The 22,041-nt window shown below is 70.0% G+C and carries 16 protein-coding genes; 10 read left to right on the forward strand and 6 right to left on the reverse strand.

Annotated features, from left to right (window positions below):
* Positions 1–10: 10 nt before the first annotated feature.
* The 3 genes from JOD67_RS17510 to JOD67_RS17520 are packed head-to-tail and all read left to right on the forward strand — an operon-like array spanning position 11 to position 3,282.
* Positions 11–853 carry a nitrilase-related carbon-nitrogen hydrolase gene (locus tag JOD67_RS17510; protein WP_205118672.1) on the forward strand — a complete coding sequence of 281 codons (843 nt, stop codon included), beginning with the start codon at positions 11–13 and terminating at the stop codon, positions 851–853.
* A gap of 12 nt (positions 854–865) precedes the next feature.
* The gene (gene hydA / locus JOD67_RS17515) at positions 866–2,269 is read left to right on the forward strand and encodes a dihydropyrimidinase (protein WP_205118673.1); all 1,404 of its coding nucleotides are present in this window, start codon (positions 866–868) and stop codon (positions 2,267–2,269) included.
* Between the two features lie 14 nt (positions 2,270–2,283).
* Complete coding sequence (locus JOD67_RS17520) at positions 2,284–3,282, forward strand: TIGR03842 family LLM class F420-dependent oxidoreductase (protein WP_205118674.1); 999 nt, start codon at positions 2,284–2,286, stop codon at positions 3,280–3,282.
* 212 nt (positions 3,283–3,494) lie between these two features.
* Here JOD67_RS17520 and JOD67_RS17525 read toward each other — a convergent pair whose 3' ends face one another.
* Together JOD67_RS17525 and JOD67_RS17530 are read right to left on the reverse strand one after the other, a co-directional pair.
* Positions 3,495–4,739, reverse strand: a complete 1,245-nt coding sequence (locus JOD67_RS17525) for an IS110 family RNA-guided transposase (RefSeq protein WP_205117517.1) — start codon at positions 4,737–4,739, stop codon at positions 3,495–3,497.
* A 271-nt stretch (positions 4,740–5,010) separates the two neighbouring features.
* Complete coding sequence (locus JOD67_RS17530; RefSeq protein WP_205121175.1) at positions 5,011–6,423, reverse strand: IS1380 family transposase; 1,413 nt, start codon at positions 6,421–6,423, stop codon at positions 5,011–5,013.
* An 849-nt stretch (positions 6,424–7,272) separates the two neighbouring features.
* Between JOD67_RS17530 and JOD67_RS17535 the strand changes: the two genes are divergently transcribed.
* Positions 7,273–8,892: an RICIN domain-containing protein gene (locus JOD67_RS17535; protein WP_205118675.1), complete on the forward strand. Its 1,620-nt coding sequence runs from the start codon at positions 7,273–7,275 to the stop codon at positions 8,890–8,892.
* Positions 8,893–8,924: 32 nt separating this feature from the next.
* Here the strand turns inward: JOD67_RS17535 and JOD67_RS17540 are convergent, their stop codons facing one another.
* Positions 8,925–9,119, reverse strand: a complete 195-nt coding sequence (locus JOD67_RS17540) for a helix-hairpin-helix domain-containing protein (protein ID WP_205118676.1) — start codon at positions 9,117–9,119, stop codon at positions 8,925–8,927.
* A gap of 189 nt (positions 9,120–9,308) precedes the next feature.
* Positions 9,309–9,749 carry an ester cyclase gene (locus JOD67_RS17545; RefSeq protein ID WP_205118677.1) on the reverse strand — a complete coding sequence of 147 codons (441 nt, stop codon included), beginning with the start codon at positions 9,747–9,749 and terminating at the stop codon, positions 9,309–9,311.
* A 130-nt stretch (positions 9,750–9,879) separates the two neighbouring features.
* Between JOD67_RS17545 and JOD67_RS17550 the strand changes: the two genes are divergently transcribed.
* Positions 9,880–12,582, forward strand: a complete 2,703-nt coding sequence (locus JOD67_RS17550) for an ATP-binding protein (RefSeq protein ID WP_205118678.1) — start codon at positions 9,880–9,882, stop codon at positions 12,580–12,582.
* Complete coding sequence (locus tag JOD67_RS17555) at positions 12,579–15,212, forward strand: ATP-binding protein (RefSeq protein ID WP_205118679.1); 2,634 nt, start codon at positions 12,579–12,581, stop codon at positions 15,210–15,212. The genes JOD67_RS17550 and JOD67_RS17555 overlap by 4 nt, the downstream gene beginning before the upstream one ends.
* 298 nt (positions 15,213–15,510) lie before the next feature.
* Here JOD67_RS17555 and JOD67_RS17560 read toward each other — a convergent pair whose 3' ends face one another.
* Positions 15,511–16,005, reverse strand: a complete 495-nt coding sequence (locus JOD67_RS17560) for a ferritin-like domain-containing protein (RefSeq protein ID WP_205118680.1) — start codon at positions 16,003–16,005, stop codon at positions 15,511–15,513.
* Entirely contained in the window at positions 15,995–16,510 is a 516-nt protein-coding gene (locus tag JOD67_RS17565) for a hypothetical protein (RefSeq protein WP_205118681.1), read from the reverse strand. The genes JOD67_RS17560 and JOD67_RS17565 overlap by 11 nt, the downstream gene beginning before the upstream one ends.
* A gap of 128 nt (positions 16,511–16,638) precedes the next feature.
* Here JOD67_RS17565 and rimP point away from each other — a divergent pair, with 128 nt between their 5' ends.
* From rimP to infB, 4 genes are all read left to right on the forward strand, one after another.
* Positions 16,639–17,142, forward strand: coding sequence for a ribosome maturation factor RimP (gene rimP / locus JOD67_RS17570; RefSeq protein ID WP_307782433.1), 504 nt, complete (start codon positions 16,639–16,641; stop codon positions 17,140–17,142).
* A gap of 4 nt (positions 17,143–17,146) precedes the next feature.
* Positions 17,147–18,154, forward strand: coding sequence for a transcription termination factor NusA (gene nusA, locus JOD67_RS17575; RefSeq protein ID WP_205118682.1), 1,008 nt, complete (start codon positions 17,147–17,149; stop codon positions 18,152–18,154).
* A gap of 322 nt (positions 18,155–18,476) precedes the next feature.
* Positions 18,477–18,770, forward strand: coding sequence for a YlxR family protein (locus JOD67_RS17580; protein WP_307782743.1), 294 nt, complete (start codon positions 18,477–18,479; stop codon positions 18,768–18,770).
* A gap of 83 nt (positions 18,771–18,853) precedes the next feature.
* Complete coding sequence (infB, locus tag JOD67_RS17585; protein ID WP_205118684.1) at positions 18,854–22,036, forward strand: translation initiation factor IF-2; 3,183 nt, start codon at positions 18,854–18,856, stop codon at positions 22,034–22,036.
* Positions 22,037–22,041: the final 5 nt, after the last annotated feature.

Here is a 22,041-nt window from a genome sequence, read left to right on the forward strand (position 1 = left end):
GGGAGACAAGGTGGCTGGAATCGTTCGCGCGGGTCTGGTGCAACAGCAGTGGACCGGCGACAAGGACTCGATGATCGCGAGCGCCGTCGAGCACATCCGTACCGCCGCGTCGCAGGGCGCCCAAGTGGTGTGCCTCCAGGAGCTGTTCTACGGACCGTACTTCTGCCAGGTGCAGGACACCGACTACTACTCCTACACCGAGAAAATCCCGGACGGGCCGACGACCAGGCTCATGCAGGAGGTCGCGGAGCAGAACGGCGTCGTGCTCATCGTGCCGATGTACGAGCAGGAGCAGCCCGGCGTCTACTACAACACCGCCGCGGTGATCGACGCCGACGGGACGTACCTCGGCATGCACCGGAAGAACCACATCCCACAGGTGAAGGGATTCTGGGAGAAGTTCTACTTCCGTCCCGGCAACCTCGGCTATCCGGTGTTCGACACCGCGGTCGGGCGGATCGGCGTCTACATCTGTTACGAGCGGCACTTTCCGGAGGGCTGGCGGGCACTCGGGCTGGCCGGCGCGAAGATCGTGTTCAACCCGTCGGCGACGAGCCGCGGTCTGTCGGAGTACCTGTGGCGCCTCGAGCAGCCGGCGGCCGCGGTGGCGAACGAGTACTTCGTCGGCGCGATCAACCGAGTTGGCGTCGAACCCCTGGGTGACAACGACTTCTACGGCCAGTCCTACTTCGTCGACCCGCGCGGCCAGCTGGTCGGTGAGGCGGCGGGGGACACCTCGGACGAGGTGGTCGTACGCGACCTCGACCTGGCGGTGCTGGACGAAGTACGTGACCTGTGGGCGTTCTATCGTGATCGCAGGCCGGACTCGTACGACTCGCTCGTACAGCCGTAGGGAGGCGTGGCGATGACGATTGTGATCAGGAACGGAACCGTGGTCAGCCCGTTGGGCACATCCGCGTCGGACGTGCTCGTCGACGGCGAGCGGATCGTGGCGGTGGCGTCCGCGTCGTCTGGGCTGGCGGATCAGTGGGCCGCGTCGGCCGACCGGGTGATCGACGCGGCGGGCAAGTACGTGCTGCCCGGTGGCATCGATGCCCATACCCACATGGAGATGCCGTTCGGTGGAACGTCTTCGGTCGACACGTTCTCGACCGGGACGACCGCCGCGGCGTGGGGCGGCACGACGACGATCATCGACTTCGCCGTGCAGGCGAAGGGCACGAGTCTGCTGTCCACGTTGGAGAAATGGCACCAGAAGGCGGACGGCAACTGCGCCGTCGACTACGGCTTCCATATGATCGTGTCCGACGTGAACGACGGCACGCTCAAGGAGATGGAGACCTGCATCGACGCGGGTGTCAACTCGTTCAAGATGTTCATGGCGTACCCCGGCGTCTTCTACGCGACCGACGGCGAGATCCTCCGCGCGATGCAGAAGGCGAAGGAGACCGGCGGGACGATCATGATGCACGCGGAGAACGGCATCGCGATCGACCAGCTCGTCGCGCAGGCGTTGGCGGAGGGGCGTACCGACCCCGTCTACCACGGCATCACGCGGCCGCCGGAGCTCGAGGCGGAGGCGACGTACCGCGCGATCACGCTGGCGAAGGTGACGGGTGCGCCGCTCTACATCGTGCACCTGTCGGCGGCGCAGGCGTTGACCGCCGTCGCGAACGCACGCAACCGTGGGCAGAACGTGTTCGCCGAGACCTGCCCGCAGTACCTGTTCCTGTCGCTGGACGATCTGGGGCGGGATGACTTCGAGGGCTCGAAGTTCGTGTGCTCGCCGCCGCTGCGGCCTCGCGAGCACCAGGCCGAGCTGTGGCGGGGGCTGCGGACGAACGACCTGTCCGTGGTGTCGACCGACCACTGCCCGTTCTGCTTCAAGGACCAGAAGGAGCTGGGGCGCGGCGACTTCTCCAAGATTCCGAACGGGATTCCGGGCGTCGAGCACCGGATGGACCTGCTGCACCAGGGCGTGCTGGCGGGGGAGATCTCGTTGTCCCGTTGGGTGGAGATCTCTTCGACGACGCCGGCGCGGATGTTCGGCCTGTACCCGCGGAAGGGTGCGATCGCGGCGGGCTCGGACGCCGACATCGTGGTCTACGACCCGGCTGTCAAGCAGACCTTGTCAGTCGAGACGCACCATATGAACGTGGACTACTCCGCGTACGAGGGCCTGGAGATCACCGGTCGCGTGTCGACGGTGCTGTCGCGGGGCTCGGTGGTGATCGACGACGGGGCGTTCCACGGGTCGACGTCGCATGGCGTCTTCCTGGAGCGCGAGCTCAACCAGTACTTGGTCTAGCAGAGGGTTGGATGATGGACTTTGGTGTTGTGCTGCAGACGGATCCGCCGGCTCGGGACGTCGTGGAGACGTTGCGGGTGGCGGAGGCGGGCGGCTTCGGCTACGGCTGGACGTTCGACTCGACGATCCTGTGGCAGGAGCCGTTCGTCATCTACTCCCAGGTGCTCGCGGCGACGTCGTCGATGGTGGTCGGACCGATGGTGACCAACCCGGTGACGCGGGACTGGTCGGTGCTGGCGTCGACGTTCGCGACGTTGAACGACATGTACGGCAACCGCACGGTGTGCGGCATGGGCCGCGGCGACTCGGCCCGGCGGGTCATCGGACTGAAGCCGGCGAACCTCGCCACCGTGCGGGAGTCGATGATCGCGATCAAGCGTCTGGCCGAGGGTCGTGCGGTGACGATGAACGACACCTCGGTGCGGATCCCATGGGTGTCTGCTGGCGCCTCGCTGCCGATGTGGTTGGCGGCGTACGGCCCCAAGGCACTGGCGTTGGTCGGCGAGGTGGCGGACGGTTTCATCTTGCAGTGTGGGGATCCCGACATCGCGCGCTGGACGATCGGCTCGGTGCGCGCCGCCGCTTCGGCCGCGGGGCGGGATCCCGCGTCGATCACGATCTGCGTCGCAGCGCCGGCGTACGTCGGAACGGACCTGCCGCACCAGCGCGACCAGCTACGGTGGTTCGGCGGAATGGTCGGCAACCACGTGGCGGACCTGGTGTCGCGCTACGGAACGTCGGGGCCGGTGCCGCACGCGTTGACGGACTACATCAGGGAACGCGAGGGGTACGACTACAGCCACCACGGCAAGGCGGGGAACCGGTCGACGGACTTCGTGCCGGACTCCATCGTCGACCGGTTCTGCCTGCTGGGCCCGGCGGAGGCTCACGTGGAACGGCTGCAGGAGCTGAAGGAGCTCGGCGTCGACCAGTTCGCGATCTACCTGATGCACGACGACCGGGAGAAGACGCTCGCCTCGTACAGCCGCGACATCATCCCCCACCTGGCCTGAGCTCCCGCGCCGAGCTGTTTGTATGAACCCGGATCCACCGTTCGGGTTTGGTGGTGCGGTTTTCGGGGGGTTTGCTGTTCGTTGTTGTGGCTGGTGTTGTTTGGGCGCTAGGAGGTTGCCGGGCGGTGCCGGCTGTTCCATGTGTGGTCTTCGGTCGGGCCCGTTGAGGGCCGGGTGGTCGGGGTGGTTAGACACCCCAGGTCCGTAAGTTGTCAAGCGGCGGTTTGTTGATCTTGGTTTCGGTGGGCCCAGGCGGTGTGTTCGTCGTAGTGGGTGTGGTGGCGTAGGCATCCGTGGAGGATGCCGACGAGGCGGTTGCCGAGGGCGCGGAGGGCTTGGTGGTGGAGGTCGCCGGCGGCGCGGTGTTGGTCGTAGAGGGCGCGTGCTCCGGGGCTTCGGGTGAGGGAGCAGAAGGCCCAGGCGTCGATGGCGTCGTAGAGGCGGCGGTTGCGGACGTGGCGGGCGAGCACGGCGCGTTTCTTGCCCGAGGCGATGGTCAACGGTGACGTGCCGGCGTAGTTCTTGCGAGACTTGGTGGTGGTGTAGCGAGTGGGGTCGTCCCCGAACTCACCGAGCACCCGGGCGCCGAGGATGACACCGAGTCCTGGCAGGGAGCGGTAGATGTCGGCGTCCGGGTGGTGCTCAAAATGGGCTGCGAGTTCGGTTTCGAGCTCGCTGATCTGGCGGTTCATCTCGGCGATGATGCCGACCGCGGCGCGGGTGGTGGCCGCGAACGCGGCCGCCACTGGGACGGGTGCGGCCAGCTGCTCGGTGCGCAACGCGGCCTGGATCTCGCGGGCCCGGGTGTCGAGGTTGCGGCGGCGCCCGGCCTGCTTCAGCGCTGACCGGATCGACGAGACGCTCAGCCGGGCACCCTGGTCGGGGGTCGCCGCGCGCTCGAGCACGGCCAGCGCGTCCCGGTCGGTGAGATCGTCGAAGGCGACCAGCGCGCCCGGGTAGTACTCGCGCAGCGCCGAGCGCAGCGCGTTGGTCTGCCTGGTGCGGGCCCAGATCAGGTTCTGGTGGCCGCGGGCCAACACCTTGACAGCCTCAGCACCCGCACTGTCACCGGCGATCGGCCGGTGGTTGTGGCGGTCGGTGCGGACCAGGTCGGCGAGCAGTTTCGCATCACCGGCGTCGGACTTGGCTCCCGACAGATGGTGGCGGTCGCGGTAGCGGGCCACCGCCAGTGGGTTGATCGCATACACCTGGTACCCGGCCGCGACCAACGCGTTGACCCACAGACCACGGTCGGTCTCGATCCCGACCACCACCCCGGCCGGGTCCACGCCATGATCCTCGGCATGGACGGCGGCGTGGCTGGCGACCACGTCATGCAACGCCCGGATCCCGGGCAGCCCTTCCGGCAGCCGGCGCGAGGCCAACCGTTCACCGTTGTCGTCCATCACGTGAATGTCGTGATGATCCTCGGCCCAGTCATCGCCAACGAAGATCATCGATCACCTCCCAAGGTGCGCCGAGTCGCTGGAACCTGTCCGAGCCGAAGGCAACCCGGCGGCAACCTAATGGATCAGTGCTCACGCCATCATCGACGGGCACGACACCCCATCAGCGCTACAGGAAGCCTCACCAACCGGCCGGCGCACGATCTAACCCTAGGAGTCGAACATCGATCCAGGCGGCAGAAGTGCTCACCGGCCAGCGGCTCGGCGACCAGCGTTCCTCCAACCAGACATCATCCGTTCGAGGCTCGCCGATCAGGTCCCATTAGGCGGGGTGTGGTGGGGCGTGCTGAGCAGCGGTGGTGAACAGTTGTTGCCAGTCGTGTTCCCAGGGCCAGTTCCGTGGTAGGTGGAGGGTGAGGCGGCGGGCGGATCGGGCGATCCGGGCGGGCAGGTTGATCAGGTGGGCGCGGATGGTCGCGGTGGTGGCGCGGGCGTGGAAGGTCGAGGCGAGGGTGCCGGCGGCGCGGGTCAGGTTGAACGCGATCGCGGCGCAGACCAGCCAGGCGGCGTTGGCGTTGAACCGGCCGGACGGTAGGTGGGCCAGGGCGGAGTTCTTCAGGTCGGCGATGACTTGTTCGACGATGGCGTGGCCGCGGTGCTGAGTTTCGGCCTGTAGCAGCAGCATCGGAGAGTCGGTGAACACCGCGTGATAGCGGTAGGCCGCGAACAACTCGCCCTGCACCGCGTCGGTTTGGAGGTGGCGTTGGATGTTGCGGGGAACGTGGCTGGTGGGGTTGAGGCGGCGGACTCGGCGCACGATCAGTCGGGCGGTGACCTGTTCACCGGCGCGGCGGTTACCGAAGGCGGTGTAGCCGATTTCGGCGACTTCGGCATCGGAGATCCAGCACTGCTCGGCTTCGTCGAAGACCGCGTTGGGGTAGTGGATCGGCGTCCAGGTCTGCTCGTCGATGGCGCTGATCGCGGCGACCACGGCCGGTGTCATCCGGGCCGTCACCGAGAACCGGGCCCGGGCCCGGCGGATCGCGGCGATCGTGTGGTGGGTGTAGAACGCGGAGTCCGCACGCACGATGACCATGCCGGACGCGTCGGCCTTCCGGACGGTGCCGATCGCGTCGCCGATCAGCGTGGCGGCGCCGCGAGCCGAATGCGTCGACCCTTTCCGCAGCCGGGTGGCGGCGATCACCGGCGCGCCGGTGGATGTGGACACGGTCGCGAGCAGCGCGTTCAAACCGCTCACACCGGAGTAGCCGCAGCCGACGCCCTGCTTGGCGTGACCATGGGTTCGCCGGATGGTGTCGTCGACATCGACGAACACCAACTCATCGCCGTCGGGCAGCAGCGGAGTGTGCCTGGCCAGGTTCACCAAGAACGCTGCCGCGACCGCGTCTAGCTGCCGGACATGGCCGAAGGTGAAACAGCGAAGGAAGGTGCCCAACGTCGACGGTGCCCGCACCCCGCCGAACAACCGGTCCATCCCGCCGTGCCGCAGCAGGTCCAGGTCATCAATCGAGTCCGCGCCGGCGACCATTCCGGCGACCAGCGCCGGCACCTTCAGCTGCGGGTTCGCCCCACCCGGGGCATCGATGCTGACCCTCGCGCCGGCCAACTGCGCCAGCCCGCACCGCCGCGCCAACGACAGCACCGGAACCAATCCCGCGCACGAAACCAGATTCGGATCATCAAAAACCGCCGAAACACTATGAGAGACTCGCATCTCACGGATGCCCTTCTCGCCGGTGACCTGGAACTCTCGACAAGTCCCATCGTCCCCGCCCAGAAGGGCATTCGTGCGCAACGACCCGCCCGACCACCCAGCCCACTCGGTGGATCGGGGATGAAGGGCACCTTCATACGAACCTATTGAATGAAGGTGCCCTTCATACAAAACGGGGGGAACGGAACCACCCGGCTTCATCTGAGCTACAAGAGACCGGGGGCACCCCACAAGCAACGCAAGCACGGCAACAAACCTGAACGGCAAAGGAACCTCCTCCGGGCACCTGTTCCCGGGGGAGGGGGCGGCGCGTGAAGAACTGGTGGCCGGGCCGGGGCGAGTCAAGGGCCGCAAAGCGGTCGCGAAGCGACGTCGTTCGCCGTCCGCGAAGCGCCCTCGAACGGCGCCCTTGACGCGCCCCGGACCGGCCACCACCCTCGACCGCCGCAACAGCCCACGGCGAGCACCAACCGCCGAACCGCTCGCCAAAGAACAATCGAGCTCAAGCCGCCGAGAACATCGATCCCCCGACAGAGCAGGCGATCCGCCCAGTCAGGGGGCCATCGACGATGGCCAACGGATGGCGAGAAACAGCTGGTCCGACAGGCGATCGCTGACGGACGAGGCGACGCCCGACCGATGGTCGGGTGGGGTGGCCGATGGTCGATGAGGTGGCCAACGGCGGGTCGCCCCGCCGCATCGGACGAAGGTAGGCAGCGCACCGACCAAAGTCTCGGGTTCAGTGCGCGAGCAGGCAGCTACCTGCCACGCACCTTGTCCACGTGCCCAGCCCCCGCCTAGCGTGGCCGCTGTAATCGATTTCCAGCGCGCCGCAGCCCGGGAGGATCGATGTCCGCACGTCTTGGCGTCCTCGGCCAAACGCTGGCCGCGACAGCGCTCGCCACCATGCTCGCGGTCGTCACCGCGGCGCCAGCGCCGGCCGCGACCGGCTCGTTGCTGCGGAACGACACCGGCCTCTACCCGCGCGCGATCCGCCTCGAGCACAACGGCGCGGCGAACGGGCGGGTGCTGGCGAGCGTGGTCACGTTCGGCGGCAACCCGGTCGACGGGCTCGGCGCGATCTATGAGAGCACCGACGCCGGGGCGACGTTCGCGCAGGTCGGCACCGTCGCCGACCCCGAGGCGGGCGACGGACGCGGGCTGTGTTGCTCGACGCTGTACGAGCTGCCGCAACAGATCGGCGCGATGCCCGCGGGCACCTTGCTGTGGGCGGCGTCCGTACGGGCCGACGCGCGGCCGATGGCGATCCGGATCTGGAAGAGCAACGACATCGGGCGGTCCTGGTCGTACCTGTCCAACTGCGTCACCGCGCCGAACACCCGCGGCACCTGGGAGCCGGAGTTCTCCGTCGCGTCGGACGGTCGCCTGGTGTGCCACTACGCCGACGAGACCGACGCCGCGCACAGCCAGAAGCTGATGAAGGTGCGGTCGACCGACGGCATCACCTGGACCGACCGCAGCGCGTCCGTCGCGAGCACGGCGAGCGGGCACCGACCGGGGATGCCGGTGGTGCGGAAACTGCCGGACGGCCGGTACGTGATGGTGTACGAGATCTGCGGGCTCGGCGGCCAGTACGACTGCGTCGTGCACTGGCGCGACTCTGCGGACGGATGGAGCTGGGGAACCCCGTCAGCGTTGGGGATTCGGCCCCAGACGGTGGACGGCAAGTACTTCACACACACCCCGACGCTGGCCTGGGCGCCGAGCGTGGGGAACTCGAGCGGCAAGCTGCTGCTGGTCGGGCAGATCCTGCAGAACGCGAACGGCTCGGTCGCCGCGGACAACGGACGTACGGTGCTGGTCAACACCGAGGGCGCGCATGGGAACTGGTACGAGATCCCCGCTCCGGTCGCCGTGACCAACCCGTACAACAACTTCTGCCCGAACTACAGCTCGCCGCTGCTGCCCTCCGCCGATGGTGCGCGGGTGCTGGAGATCGCGACGGACTACGACGGGCCGGTGTGCAAGCCGTACTACGCGACGGCATCGGCGATCGGCTCGCAGGACGCGGCGGGCATCGTCAGCGGCGCGACGTACCGGGCGGTCGCCGTGATCTCCGGGCACTGCCTGGACGTGGCAGCGGACTCGCGCGTGCCGGGCGGCAACATCCAGCAGTGGACGTGCAACGGGCTGGGGCCGCAGAACTTCGTCGTGACGCACCGGGCGGAAGGGTGGTACACGTTCGTGGGCCAGAACAGCCAGCTCTGTATGGACGTGGAGAACGGGTCGCCCGATGCCGGCGCCGACGTACGGCAATGGACCTGCAACGCCGCACCGGCTCAGGACTGGCGCATCGTCAACGTGGGCAGGGGCTACTACAAGGTGGTGTCCCGCGCGAGCGGCCACTGCCTCGACGTCGCGGGCGGCTCGGGAGCGCCGGGAGCGAACGTCGCCCAGTGGTTCTGCAACAACCTCGCCCCACAGACCTGGCGCTTCGAACGCCGCTAGCGCGTTCATGGCGAACGTCCCGGAGGAGTAGGTCAGTCCGCGAAGGACTGGCCGCGGGTGGCGAGCTCCTCGCCGAGGATGCGGATGGCCTTTGGGCCGATGCCGTGGATCCGCAGCAGCGCGGAGGCGCTCACGCGAGCCAGGGCGTCGAAGGTCGTGTACCCGTTCAACGCGAGCTCGCGGTTGGCGACCTTGCCGATCGTGCGCGGGAACTCGGTCTCGGACATGGCAACCAAGCCTAGACGGCAACGACTGCCGCAAGACGTCGACGTGGAACGGGGATCGCACCGGGCACGGATACGGGTTCCAAGAGGCCTCGCCCCTGTGGCGGGACCTCAGTGTCGACGCTTACGGCAGTCGTTGGTCTGGTGGGTCAGCCGACCCGCGAGCCGAGTGGCAGTCGCCTGGTCATCTGCTCATACCCCTGTCTGAACGGGAGCCGCGATCGCACCGATCTGCTGCAGCAGGCCCAACTGGTCGTCGATGCACCAGCTCTCGACGATCCGGCCGTCCGGCCCGAAGCGATCGATGTGGATCAGGTCGTAGGCGACCCGCCGCCCAGACGGCGGGGTCCCCAGGTAGGCGCCAAGGTGCGTGCCGGACACCGAGATGCGTTGCACTACTCGGTCTCCGTCCGCGATGACGTCCTCGAGATAGCCGTTGATGTCGGGGAACGCGAGCCGCAGCATCCGCACGTACTGCCGCAACCCGTCGATACCCGTCGGCGCCGCTCCAGCACGGATGTCGTGGAGCGCGTACGCCGGGGAGATCAACTCCTCCGCGACCGCCAGGTCGCCCTGGTTGAACACCTCCTCGAGCAGCCGTCTGGACCGGGCTCTAAGTTCGTCCGGTGACATCGGCCCCCCTCCTCGGTCGCCCCGCTCACCCCCAGCGGCGCGGTTGTGACCATCGTGGCGGCGGCGCGCGGCCGGTCCCAGGACGAGCACTCCCCGAGCGCTCCCCGTTTGCCGGACGTCCAGGACGCGGATGACGGACGACCAGGGCTTCGGCGCGCTGCTCCGGCGGCTGCGCCTGGCTGCCGGCCTCACCCAGGAGGCGCTCGCCGAACGAGCAGGGGTCAGCGCGAAGGCGATCTCCGACCTCGAGCGCGACCCCAGCCGTACGCCGCGGCTCGACACCGTCACGCTGCTCGCCGACGCGCTCGGCGCCGGTACGGACGGCCGCTCGGAGCTGCTCGCCGCCGCCCGTCCCAGCCCGGCGAGCCCGCCGGAGCAGGTACGCCCGACGACACCGGTCATCCGCGCATTGCCGCGCCCGCTCACCCCGCTGATCGGCCGCGCCGGCGTGGCGAACGGCGTCACCGAGCTGGTACGGCGCGGCGCCCAGCTCGTCACGCTCACCGGCCCGGGCGGCGTCGGCAAGACCCGCCTCGCCATCGAGGTCGCCACCAGGCTCCGGGACGACTTCCCCGACAACGTCGTGATGGTGGACCTCTCGCCGATCCGCGACCCCGGCCTGGTCCTCAGCGCGATCTCCCAACGGCTCGGCGTCGACCAGCGCGAGGGCGCCTCGCTCAACCGCCGCCTCCGCGAGGCGGTCACCGGCCGCCGCACCCTGCTCGTCCTGGACAACTTCGAGCAGCTCGTCGACGCCCGCCTCGATCTCCTCGAGCTCGTCGAGGCCTGCCCCGAGCTGTTCCTGGTCGTGACCAGCCGGATGGCGCTGCGGGTCCGCGGCGAACGTGAGTACCGGGTCGCCCCGCTCGCCGTACCCGACCGCGCCGACTCCGCCGAGGTCTCCGCCGTCGCGCCGGCCGTCGAGCTGTTCGTCGACCGGGTCCGCGCGATGGGCGTCGAGCTCGACCTCGCCGATCCCCGTACCGCCCTGACCGTCGCCGAGATCTGCCGGCGCCTCGAGGGGCTGCCGCTCGCGATCGAGCTGGCCTCCTCGCGCGTACCGCTCCTGCCGCCGGCCGCCCTGCTCGAACGGTTGGAAACCAGGCTGCCGCTCCTCGCCGGCGGCCTGCACGACCTCCCGGCCCGGCAGCAGACCATGCGCGACGCGATCGACTGGAGCTACGAGCTGCTCGAGCCTGCTGAACAGGCCGTCCTGCGAAGGATCTGCGCGTTCCAGGGCGGCTGCACACTCGAGGCGGCCGAGGCCGTCTGCGGAGGCGTGGACCTCCTGGACATCGTCAGCGAGCTCGCCCACAAGAGCCTGCTGACGATGAACGAGGAAGGCCCGAACGGCGAGCTGCGGATCCGCAGCCTGCAGGTGATCTGCGAGTTCGGCCGCGAGCGGCTGCTCGCCGAGGGCGAGACCGCCACCGTCAGCCGCCGGCACGCGGCGTACTTCCGCGACCTCGCCGACCAGGTGTACGTCGTCTACGGCGGCCAGGCCGGCACCGCCGTCTACGCCCAGCTCGAGCTCGAACACGACAACTTCCGCGCCGCGCTGCGTTGGGCGAAGTCCGACGGCGACGTGGGCACGGCGATCGCGCTCGCCGGCGCCCTGTGGAAGTTCCTGTACGACCGCGGCGACCTCGCCGAGGGCAAGGCCCACCTAGTCGAGGCGTTCGCGATGCCCGGCGTCGAGACCGTTGCGCCGGCGGTGCGGCTCCGCGCTCTCACCGGTGTCGCGATGCACTCGATGGAGCTCGGCGCGTACGACGATGCTGCGGCCGCCTGCGCCGAGGGCGTCGCGCTCGCCCGCGACGCCGGCAACGAGCACTGGCTGGTCGTGATCCTGCACGTGCTCGGCGTCCTCGAACGCCTTCGCGACAACTACGAAGCGTCCACCGCCGCGCTCACCGAGGCGTACAGCCGCGCCGACGCGCGCGGCGATCTCGTCTACGCGAGGCTGGCCTGGGCCGGTCTCGCCTGGACCAAGTACGCGTCCGGGCACCTCGGCGAGGCGGCCGAACTGGCCGACCGTGGCGTCGTCAGCATGCGCGACCTCGGCGACCGGCCGGGGCTGGGTGGCGTGCTGCTGATCGCGACGATCGTCGCGTGCTACCGCGGCAGGTACGAGCAGGCCGAGGCGTACGGCGCGGAAGGCATCGCCCTCGCCCGCGGGCTCGGCGACACCGGGCGGCTCGCGGAGCTCCTGCGCATCGTCGGCATGGTCGCCCACTACGCCGGCGACGAGGCGCGGGCCGACCGGTTGCACGAGGAGGCACTGTCGCTGGTCCGAGGGCGCGTCGATGAGCTCGGGGTGGCCGAATCACTCCAGCATCTGGGCATCATGGCCTTGGACCGAGGCGATCACGACAGGGCGTGGTCGGTGTTGGACGAGAGCCTAGGGATCGTCCAGCGGTACGGGGAGCAGTGGGGGATCGCGGTGACGACGAGTCTGCTCGGGCAGCTCGAGGTGGCACGGGGCCGGCATCGGCGCGCCGCCGAGCTGTTCGCGACGAGTGCCCAGATCCACGCCTCGATCGGCAATCCGGTGCACCTGCCGTGGCCGATCCAGGGGCTGGCGCAGCTGGCCGCCGCTCGCGGCGCGTACGAGCTTGCGGCCCGGTTGGTCGGCCTACGCGAGGCGCTGCTCGCGCGGACGGGGCTGAACCTGCCGCCGCTCGCCAGGGAGCGGTACGAGGCGTCGGTGTCCGCGGTCGAGGAGGCGCTCGGCAAGCAGGCGTACGCGGCGGCGGTCGGCTCGATGCGCGAGCTCGGCATCGCGGACTTGGCCGCGGAGACCGTTCGCGCCGCGCGGGCGATGCTGGCATGAGCGTTCCGTTCGGCGCGTTGCTGCGCGAGCTTCGGGTCGCGGCCGGACTGACCCAGGAGGGGCTCGCCGAACGAGCGGGAGTCAGTGCGAAGGCGATCAGCGACCTCGAACGCGACCCCAGCCGTACGCCTCGCCTCGACACGGTCAACCTGCTTGCCACCGCGCTGGAGCTGGACGACGAGCAGCGCGGCCGGTTGCGCGCGGCGGCGCGTCCCGGCCGCGCCGAACCCGCGCTCCCGTCCGGTCCCGTGCTGGTGGGGGAGGCGTTGCCGCGGCCGCTGACCCCGCTGATCGGTCGGGCCGGCGTCGCGTCCGCCGTGTCGGAGCTGATCCGGCGCGGTGAGGTCCGGCTGCTGACGTTGACCGGGCCGGGTGGCGTCGGCAAGACCCGGCTGATGGTCGAGGTCGCTTCCCTGGTGGCGGACGAGTTCCCCGACGGCGTGGTGTTCGTCGACCTGTCGCCGCTCACCGACCACACACTCGTCCTGCCGACCGTGGCGGCACGCTTCGGCCTGGACGAACGCGAGGCCGCCGCGCTCGCCGAACGGCTGCCTGCCGCCGAGTCCTCGCGGCGGCTGCTGCTGTTGCTCGACAACTTCGAGCAGGTGCTGGACGCGCGCGACATGATCGCGCCGTTCCTGCAGGCGTATCCGGACCTCGTCATCGTCGTGACCAGCCGCATCCCGCTGCGGATCCGGGGCGAACGGGAGTACCGGATCGCGCCGCTCGCCGTCCCCGGCCCCGCCGACTCCGCCGAGGTGGCCGCGGCCGCACCGTCGGTGCAGCTGTTCGTCGAACGGGCGCGCTCGATGGGTGCCGACGTCCTCGCGTCGCCGGACAACGCGCCGATGGTCGCGGAGATCTGCCGCCGGCTGGACGGGCTGCCGCTCGCGATCGAGCTGGCCGCGGCTCGGGTCAGCGTCCTCCCGCCGCGCGCGCTGCTCGACCGGCTGGACCAGCGGCTGCCGATGCTCGTCCGCGGACCGCACGACCTGCCCGCGCGGCAGCAGACGATGCGGGACGCGATCGCTTGGAGCTACGAGCTGCTGGATGCTTCCGAGCAGTCCCTCTTCCGGCGGGTGAGCGTGTTCGCCGGTGGCTGCACGGTCGACGCGGCGCTCGCCGTCGGGGGTGGTTCGCTGGACGTTCTGGGTGCGCTCGTCGACAAGAGCCTGCTGCGGCACGGCACCGAGCGGGTGACGGGGCTGGAGATGATCCGCGAGTTCGGGCTCGAGCAGCTGCGCGCTGCCGGCGAGGCTGACGAGTTCCGGCGGCGGCACGCGACGTACTTCCTCGCGTTGGCCGAGGCGGAACGGGACGGTTGGGAGGTGCTCGAGCGCGAGCACGACAACCTCCGTGCGGCGCTGCGGTTCTGCGCCGAGTCGTTGGACGTCGCGATGGCTGTGCGGTTCTGCGTGGCGCTGTGGACGTTCTGGTTCGACCGTGGCTTCCTCGGCGAGGGGCGGCAGCGGCTGGCGGAGACGCTCGGTCTGCCCGGCCTCGAGACCGTGCCTGCCGCGCTGCGGGTGGAGGCGCTCGTCGGCGCCGCGATGCTGTCGCTGGACCACGGGGCTTACGACGCGGCGCACCGCTTTTGCTCGTTGGCCTTGGGGCTTGCCCGTTCCGAGGGCTCCGACGCGGACCTGATGAAGGTGCTGAACGTGCAGGGCATGTTGGCGCGGATGCGCGACCGGTACGAGGACGCGCTGGCGGCGTACTCCGAGGCGCTCGCGGTCGCCGATCGGCTCGGCGACGATGCTTCGAGGGGGACGGCGCTGATCGGGCTGGCGACCGTTCGGTACCTGCTCGGCTCGCTCCGCGAGGCCACCCGGCTGGCGGAGCAGAGTCTCGCGGTGATGCGTGCGCTCGACGACCGGCTCGGGATCGCCTCGGCTCTGCTGGGGTTGGCGTTGTTCGCGTCGTACGAGGGCCGGCCGGGGGTCGCGAACGAGTACGGCGCCGAGGCGTTGATGCACTACCGCGCGATGGGTGACACGGGGCGGGTGGCCGAGGTGCTGCGGGTGCTGGGGACGTCTGCGTACGCGCTGCGGCAGCCGGAGCGGGCTTCCGCCCTGCACGAGGAGGCGCTGCAGCTGCTGCGCGAGCGGGGCGACGAACTCGGGGTCGCGGAGTCGCTGCAGCACGTGGCGATGCTGGCGCTGGACCGCGACGACATCTCCGCCGCGTTGCCGGTGTTGCGGGAGAGCTTGGAGATCGTGCAGCGGTTCGACGAGCGGTGGAGCATCGCGGTGACGCTGTCGTTCCTCGGGCACGCGGAGCTGGCTCGGGGCGACGTGCGGCGTGCTTCTGAGTACTTTGCCGACAGCGCTCGGCGGCTGCAGGAGTTGGGGAACCCGCTGCTCGTGCCGTGGTGCCTGGAGGGGATGGCGCACGTGGCTTTGTTGTCGGGGTCATCGTCGCTGGCGGGGGAACTGCTCGGCGCTCGCACGGCGTTGCTCGAACGGATCGGCGCCGTTCTGCCTCCGCTGAGCTCGGCGCGGTACGCGGACCTGCTGGCGGAGGTGGAGAAGGTGCTGGGTGAAGAGGCGTACGCCGCTGCCCGCGCCCGAGGTGCCGACCTGGTGGCCGCGTATCCGCTCGCCGACGTCCTCACCCCCTGGCTCGCGTAGCCACCCTCGGGTCTTCTTACGGCCGTCAAAGAACCCGGGTCGTGTTACGCCCGTAATAACTCGCCTAGGACCTGTTGCGTAAGTCGGGGGTGCTGGCGGAGGGGCGCCGATGCCGCTTTACCTGGCGAGTGGGTGCTTTACGCGGGGTGTATCCCACGTAGAGCGGCAAATGATCATGTAAACATGATCATTGCCCTCACAGGGGAGTCGCTCGGGAGTCGCTCGGGAGTCGCTCGGGAGTCGCCGGGAGTCGCCGGGAGTCGCCGGAGAGCCGTCCAGGAGCACCCCGGGCAGGCGATCAGCGTGGCGGCGTTGGGGGCGGCGAGGTGGGGGTCGGGGGAGGCGTCGTGGGTGGTGCGGTGCGGCGTTCGGGCATGCCCGGGAAGGCGTGCGGCGTGCCGCCCCACTGGAGGCGGCGGAGTTCGGCGCCGGCAAGGGCGGTCGCGGCCTTGGCGCGCAGCTCGGGTGTCGTCGCGGCCGCCACCAGGTCGCCGTACAGGTCGGCCGACCGTTCCTCGATCCGCAACGCGAGCGTCCGTGCGGACGCCCGGTCGTCGACCTCGAACGGCAGCGTGTAGCTCGCCGCGGCCGCCGCGGGTTCCGAACCGCGGGCCTGGACCAGCGCCGCCAGGGAGTCGCGCAGAACGCGGTGCGCGCCGTACATCGACAGCGCGAGCGCCTCCTCCGACTTGCGGCCGAGCCGCGGACCGAGGACGCCGTACGCCCACACCGAGGCGTGCTCGCCCTCCAGTGCCGCCTGCAGCGCGTCGAGCTCCTGCTGTTCAGTCGGCATCGGCGAGCTCCGAGAGATCCGAGAGAGCGGCGGCGTGGGCGGCGGCGCAGGCGGCGAGTGAGGCGAGCAGCAGCGCGTGGTCGGACGACTTGACCGTCTGCAGCAAAGCGTGGTGGGCGACCTGGGCGTCCCGTTCGCTCTTGACCAGCGCGGCGAGAGCAGCGGGCTGCTTGGGTGGAACCGTCGGCGGGGCCGGAGAAGCCGGAGGGCTAGGCACCGCGAGCGCCGTGACGTGCTGCTGGTGGCGGGCCGCGTACGGCGCCAACGCCTTCGCGACCGCCGGATACTTCAGGCCGGTCGCGACGAGAGTGGCGGCGAGGAGCCGCTCCGCAGCCAAAGCAAGGCGCAGCGCCGGCAGGTCGGGATCAGGCGGCGGCGGAGGAGTCCGAGAAGGCGTCGCGGCAGGCGTACGTCCACCCGACGAGGGAGGCGACGGGGTGCATCCAGCGACGAGGCCGGCAGCGAGCGAACCCGCCAACAACGTACGGCGGGTGGGGCGGCTCACGGCTCGGGACGTTACCGCATGAGTGGCGATTGATCGACTTTTCGGGCGGCAGGTACGCTTGCCCCCCAAGCTAAAAGGCCTGGTCGGACCAGGCCTTCATAACTCAAGGACAGAGGAGGTGCTCGATCGTGCCCAGCACCGCCACGCGCGATCGCGTCGTCGACCTCCTCACTCCGGTCCTGGCTGCCGAGGGGCTCGACCTCGAAGACGTCGAGCTGAAGCCCGCGGGCCGCCGCACCGTCCTCCGCGTGGTCGTCGACGCCGACGGTGGCGTCCTGCTCGACCGGATTGCCGAGCTCTCGAACCAGATCGCGAAGCTGCTCGACGCCGACGACCCGATGGGCGCCGGCTCGTACACCCTCGAAGTCACCTCGCGCGGCGTCGACCGCCCGCTCACGGCCCCGCGCCACTGGCGGCGCAACGTCGGCCGGCTGGTCAAGGTCACCACCGCCGAAGGCGAAGAGGTCACCGGCCGGATCACCGAAGCCGACGAGACCGGCGCCGAGCTCGACGCCGCCGACCCCAAGTCCGCGGCTCCTGGCCGGATCACGTTCGACACCGTTGCCAGGGCCAAGGTTCAGATCGAGTTCGCGCGACCCTCCGATCGCGCCGACGCCCCCGGAGAGGGGTGACCCGATGGACATCGACATGGCCGTCCTGCGTGCCCTCGAGCGCGAGAAGGACATCCCCGAAGACGCTGTGGTCGAGGCCATCGAGCAGGCACTGCTGATCGCGTACCAGCGCACCGAAGGCGCCCAGCAGCAGGCCCGCGTGCAGCTGGACCGCAAGTCCGGGCACGTGACGGTGCTGGCGCGCGAGGTCGACGAGGCCGGCGACACCGTTCGCGAGTACGACGACACCCCCTCGGGCTTCGGCCGGATCGCGGCGACGACGGCGAAGCAGGTGATCCTGCAGCGGTTGCGGGACGCCGAAGAGGACCACATGTTCGGCGAGTTCGCTGGGCGTGAGGGCGACATCGTGTCCGGCGTCGTGCAGCAGGGCAAGGACACCCGGCTGGTGTACGTCAGCCTCGGCAAGGTCGAGGGCGTGCTGCCGCCGCAGGAGCAGGTGCCGGGGGAGCGGTACGAGCACGGGCTGAGGCTCAAGTGCTACGTGGTCGCCGTACGCAAGGGCTTCCGCGGACCGCAGATCACGCTGTCGCGGACGCACCCCAACCTGGTGAAGAAGCTGTTCGCGCTGGAGGTCCCGGAGATCGCCGACGGCACCGTCGAGATCGCGGGCATTGCGCGCGAGGCGGGGCACCGGACGAAGATCGCGGTCTTCTCGCGCAACTCGTCGGTGAACCCGAAGGGCGCCTGCATCGGCCCGGTCGGCGCGCGGGTCCGGAACGTGATGACCGAGCTGCACGGCGAGAAGATCGACATCGTGGACTGGTCGGAAGAGCCGTCGGAGTTCGTCGCCCACGCGCTGTCTCCGGCGAAGGTGTCGCAGGTCGAGATCGTCGACGCCGAGGCCAAGTCGGCGCGGGTGATCGTGCCGGACTACCAGCTGTCGTTGGCGATCGGCAAGGAAGGCCAGAACGCCAGACTGGCGGCCCGGCTGACCGGCTGGCGGATCGACATCCGCCCCGACACCGAGCAGCCCACGGCCTCGGCCTCCGCCCAACCCACGACCCCCGCCTGACCTCCCGCCCAAGCCGCCCTCGCCCCGTGATCATGTACGTGATCATGAAGCCGTAGTGGTCGTATACGCCTGTTTCCCTTCACGATCACGTACATGATCACGGCTCGAGCGGGCGAGCGGTGATCGGTTCGGCACAACGAGGTTGGGCCAGGCGTGGGAGGGGTAGGGGTTCGCCGGACGCGCAGTCCTCCGGCGGGCCGCGGCCTTGCCCGCCGTAGGACGCGCACCCAGGCCGCACCACCTAGGAGTGCGAACCTCACTCTGGGTACACTCTTCGAGAGTGACCCGCACGGTTCCGACACAAAACACACGTCCTCACCCGGTGCGGACGTGTGTAGGCTGCCGTGAGCGTGTGGCAAAGCACGACCTGCTACGTGTCGTTCTGGTCCAAGACAAGTCAGCGACGCTCGCCCCCGACCCTCAGGGACGCGCGCCAGGGCGTGGGGCGCATCTTCACCCCACCCGAGCCTGTCTTGACCTCGCCGAGCGTCGACGGGCTTTCACCCGCGCCTTGCGCGCGAACGGGCCGGTAGACCTCGACGCGCTCCGGCGGTACGTCGAAGCAGTTTCAGCCAGCAGCACCACCGAGAAAGAAAGTGGGTCGAGCGGCTCATGAGCACTCGATGAGAACCGAGCGATGAGCACGCCTAGGAACTAGCGCCTGGACCCAGGAGGGGCCCGGGCCGGCAAAGGAGAGCAGTGGCAAAGGTCCGGGTATACGAGCTCGCGAAAGAGTTCGGAATAGAGAGCAAGGTCGTCATGGCCAAGCTCCAGGAGCTGGGGGAGTTCGTACGTTCCGCGTCGTCGACGGTCGAGCCGCCGGTGGTACGCAAACTGAAGGAACAGTTCTCGGCACAGGGTGACGGTGCCGGTAAGAAGGCTGCCAAGAAGTCGGCGCCGAAGCCGGGCCCGCGCCCCGCACCGGCCCCGCCGGTCGCCGAGGCGCCCGCCGCGAAGGCGGAGGTGACGCCCGAGGTGGTCGTCGAGCAGCCCGTGGCGAAGACGGCGCCCGCGAAGCCCGCGGTCGAGAGCGCGGTCTTCTCCGAGAAGCCGGCCGCATCGGCAGCCGCGCCGGAAGCACCCGTGGCACCCGCGGTCACCGACCGCGGCGAAGGTGACCGGACGCGTCCCGCTCCTGGCCCGCGTCCCGGCCCGCGCACGCCCGCGGCGCCCGAGCCCGAGCAGCAGCCCGAGGTGCAGCAGCCCGCGGCCCGGCAGCAGCCTGCCCAGGACACCCCGCGCCAGAGTGGCCCCGGTGGTGCCCCAGGTGGTCCGCGTCCCGGCCCGCGCCCAAGCTCGGATCGGCCCAGCTCGGACCGACCGAGCTCCGACCGGCCGACCGATCGCCGCGACGGCGGTGGCCGTCCGGGTGGCGGCCGTCCTGGCCCGTCGCCCACGCAGGTGCCCGGCCGGCCTCGTCCGGCGGCTCCGCGCAGTGGTGGCGCGCCGCGTCCTGGCAACAACCCGTTCACGTCGACGACCGGCATGCAGGGTCCGTCCAACCGTCGCCCCCCGCGCGACGGCGACGCCCCGCGTCCCGAGCGCGGCGACCGTCCCGAGCGTGGCGACCGTCCGGAGCGCGGTGACCGCGCGGCCAGCGGTGGCGGCGCGGGTACGGGCGTTCCCGGCGTTCCGAGGCCCAACCCGCGCATGATGCCGGGCCGGCCCGACGGCGCACGCCCCAACCCGGGCATGATGCCCGGCCGTACGGGTGGCGGCGGCGGTCGTGGCGGCCCCGGCGGTGGCCCGGCTGGCCGTGGTGGTCCCGGCGGTGGCGGCGGAGGTCGTCCCGGCGGCGGTCGTGGTGGCCCCGGTGGCGGTGGCGGCGGAGGTCGCGGCGGCTTCGGCGGTCCGCGTCCCGGTGGCGGCGCCGGTGCTCCGACAGGCGCACCCGCGCGTGGCGGTTTCGGTGGTGGCGGCGGTCGGCCTGGTGCCGGCGGTCGTGGTCGCGGCGGTACGGCCGGTGCCTTCGGGCGTCCGGGTGGACCCGCCCGACGTGGCCGGAAGTCGAAGCGGCAGAAGCGCCAAGAGTTCGACAACATGCAGGCCCCGACGATCGGTGGCGTGCGCGTACCGCACGGCGATGGCCAGATCATCCGGCTGCCGCGCGGCGCGAGCCTGTCGGACTTCGCCGAGAAGATCGGCGCCGACGCGGCGTCGCTCGTGACGGTGATGTTCCACCTCGGCGAGATGGTGACCGCGACCCAGTCGGTGAGCGAGGAGACCCTGCAACTGCTGGGCGCCGAGCTCAACTACGACATCCAGGTCGTGTCGCCGGAAGACGAGGACCGCGAGCTGCTCGAGTCGTTCTCGCTGGAGTTCGGCGAGGACGAGGGCGACGAGGAGGACCTCGCCGCACGTCCGCCGGTCGTGACCGTCATGGGTCACGTCGACCACGGTAAGACGAAGCTGCTGGACGCGATCCGTGACGCCGACGTGGTAGCCCGCGAGGCGGGTGGCATCACCCAGCACATCGGTGCCTACCAGGTGGCGACCGTGGTCGACGGCAACGAACGTCGCATCACGTTGCTCGACACCCCGGGTCACGAGGCGTTCACCGCCATGCGTGCCCGCGGTGCGCAGGCGACGGACATCGCGGTGCTCGTGGTCGCGGCCGACGACGGTGTGATGCCGCAGACGATCGAGGCGCTCAACCACGCGAAGGCGGCGGGCGTTCCGATCGTGGTCGCGGTCAACAAGATCGACGTCCCCGACGCCGACCCGTCCAAGGTGCGCGGTCAGCTCACCGAGTACGGCCTGGTCCCCGAGGAGTACGGCGGCGACACGATGTTCGTCGACATCTCCGCGAAGTCCAGGATCAACATCGAGGGGCTGCTCGAGGCGATCGTCCTCACCGCGGACGCCGCCCTCGACCTGCGGGCCAACCCGGACCAGCCGGCCCAGGGGCTCGCGATCGAGGCACACCTCGACAAGGGTCGCGGCCCGGTCGTCACGATGCTGGTGCAGCGCGGCACGCTGCACATCGGCGACTCGATCGTCGCGGGTCCGGCGTACGGCAGGATCCGGGCGCTGTTCGACGAGAACGGCAACCAGCTCGACGAGGCGACCCCGTCTCGCCCGGTGCTGGTGCTCGGTCTGTCGTCCGTACCGCGCGCCGGCGACAACTTCATCGTTGTCGACGACGACCGGATGGCCCGCCAGATCGCGGAGAAGCGCGAGGCGGCACACCGCAACGCGCAGTTCGCCGGGCGGCCGCGCAAGCGGATCAGCCTCGACGACCTGTCGACCTGGATCGACGAGCGGCAGACGCTCAACCTGCTCATCAAGGGTGACGTCTCCGGTTCGGTCGAAGCGTTGGAGGACGCGCTCGCCAAGATCGACATCGGCGACGAGGTCGACATGCGCATCCTCGACCGCGGTGTCGGTGGAGTCACGGAGAACGACGTCAACCTGGCGGCGGTCGACAACGCGATCATCATCGCGTTCAACGTCCGCACGCAGGGCCGTTCGGTCGAACGCCTGGCCGAGCGCGAAGGCGTGGAGATCCGTTTCTACTCGGTCATCTACCAGGCCATCGACGAGGTGGAGGCGGCCCTCAAGGGCATGCTCAAGCCGGTGTACGAGGAAGTTCAGCTCGGCACCGCCGAGGTGCGTCAGGTGTTCCGTTCCAGCAAGGTCGGCGTGATCGCCGGCTGTCTGGTGCAGAGCGGGACGATCCGCCGCAACACCAAGGCGCGACTGTTGCGCGACGGTGCCGTGGTGGTGGAGAGCACCGACATCTCGTCGCTGCGACGGGAGAAGGACGACGCGACCGAGGTCCGCGAGGGCTACGAGTGCGGTCTGACCTTGAACAACTTCAGCGACATCAAGGTCGGCGACGTGATCGAGACGTTCGAGATGCGGGAGAAGCCCCGCACCTAGCAAGC

The sequence above is a fragment of the Tenggerimyces flavus genome, from assembly GCF_016907715.1.
Classification (GTDB): domain Bacteria; phylum Actinomycetota; class Actinomycetes; order Propionibacteriales; family Actinopolymorphaceae; genus Tenggerimyces; species Tenggerimyces flavus.

Bases quoted from the DNA above. Each gene is read 5' to 3' on its own strand.
- JOD67_RS17535 (WP_205118675.1), top strand. From the start codon at position 7,273: ATGTCCGCACGTCTTGGCGTCCTCGGCCAAACGCTGGCCGCGACAGCG.
- JOD67_RS17555 (WP_205118679.1), top strand. From the start codon at position 12,579: ATGAGCGTTCCGTTCGGCGCGTTGCTGCGCGAGCTTCGGGTCGCGGCC.
- JOD67_RS17520 (WP_205118674.1), top strand. From the start codon at position 2,284: ATGGACTTTGGTGTTGTGCTGCAGACGGATCCGCCGGCTCGGGACGTC.
- JOD67_RS17550 (WP_205118678.1), top strand. From the start codon at position 9,880: ATGACGGACGACCAGGGCTTCGGCGCGCTGCTCCGGCGGCTGCGCCTG.
- hydA (WP_205118673.1), top strand. From the start codon at position 866: ATGACGATTGTGATCAGGAACGGAACCGTGGTCAGCCCGTTGGGCACA.
- JOD67_RS17525 (WP_205117517.1), bottom strand. From the start codon at position 4,739: ATGATCTTCGTTGGCGATGACTGGGCCGAGGATCATCACGACATTCAC.
- nusA (WP_205118682.1), top strand. From the start codon at position 17,147: ATGGACATCGACATGGCCGTCCTGCGTGCCCTCGAGCGCGAGAAGGAC.
- JOD67_RS17560 (WP_205118680.1), bottom strand. From the start codon at position 16,005: ATGCCGACTGAACAGCAGGAGCTCGACGCGCTGCAGGCGGCACTGGAG.
- JOD67_RS17530 (WP_205121175.1), bottom strand. From the start codon at position 6,423: ATGCGAGTCTCTCATAGTGTTTCGGCGGTTTTTGATGATCCGAATCTG.
- JOD67_RS17540 (WP_205118676.1), bottom strand. From the start codon at position 9,119: ATGTCCGAGACCGAGTTCCCGCGCACGATCGGCAAGGTCGCCAACCGC.
- JOD67_RS17545 (WP_205118677.1), bottom strand. From the start codon at position 9,749: ATGTCACCGGACGAACTTAGAGCCCGGTCCAGACGGCTGCTCGAGGAG.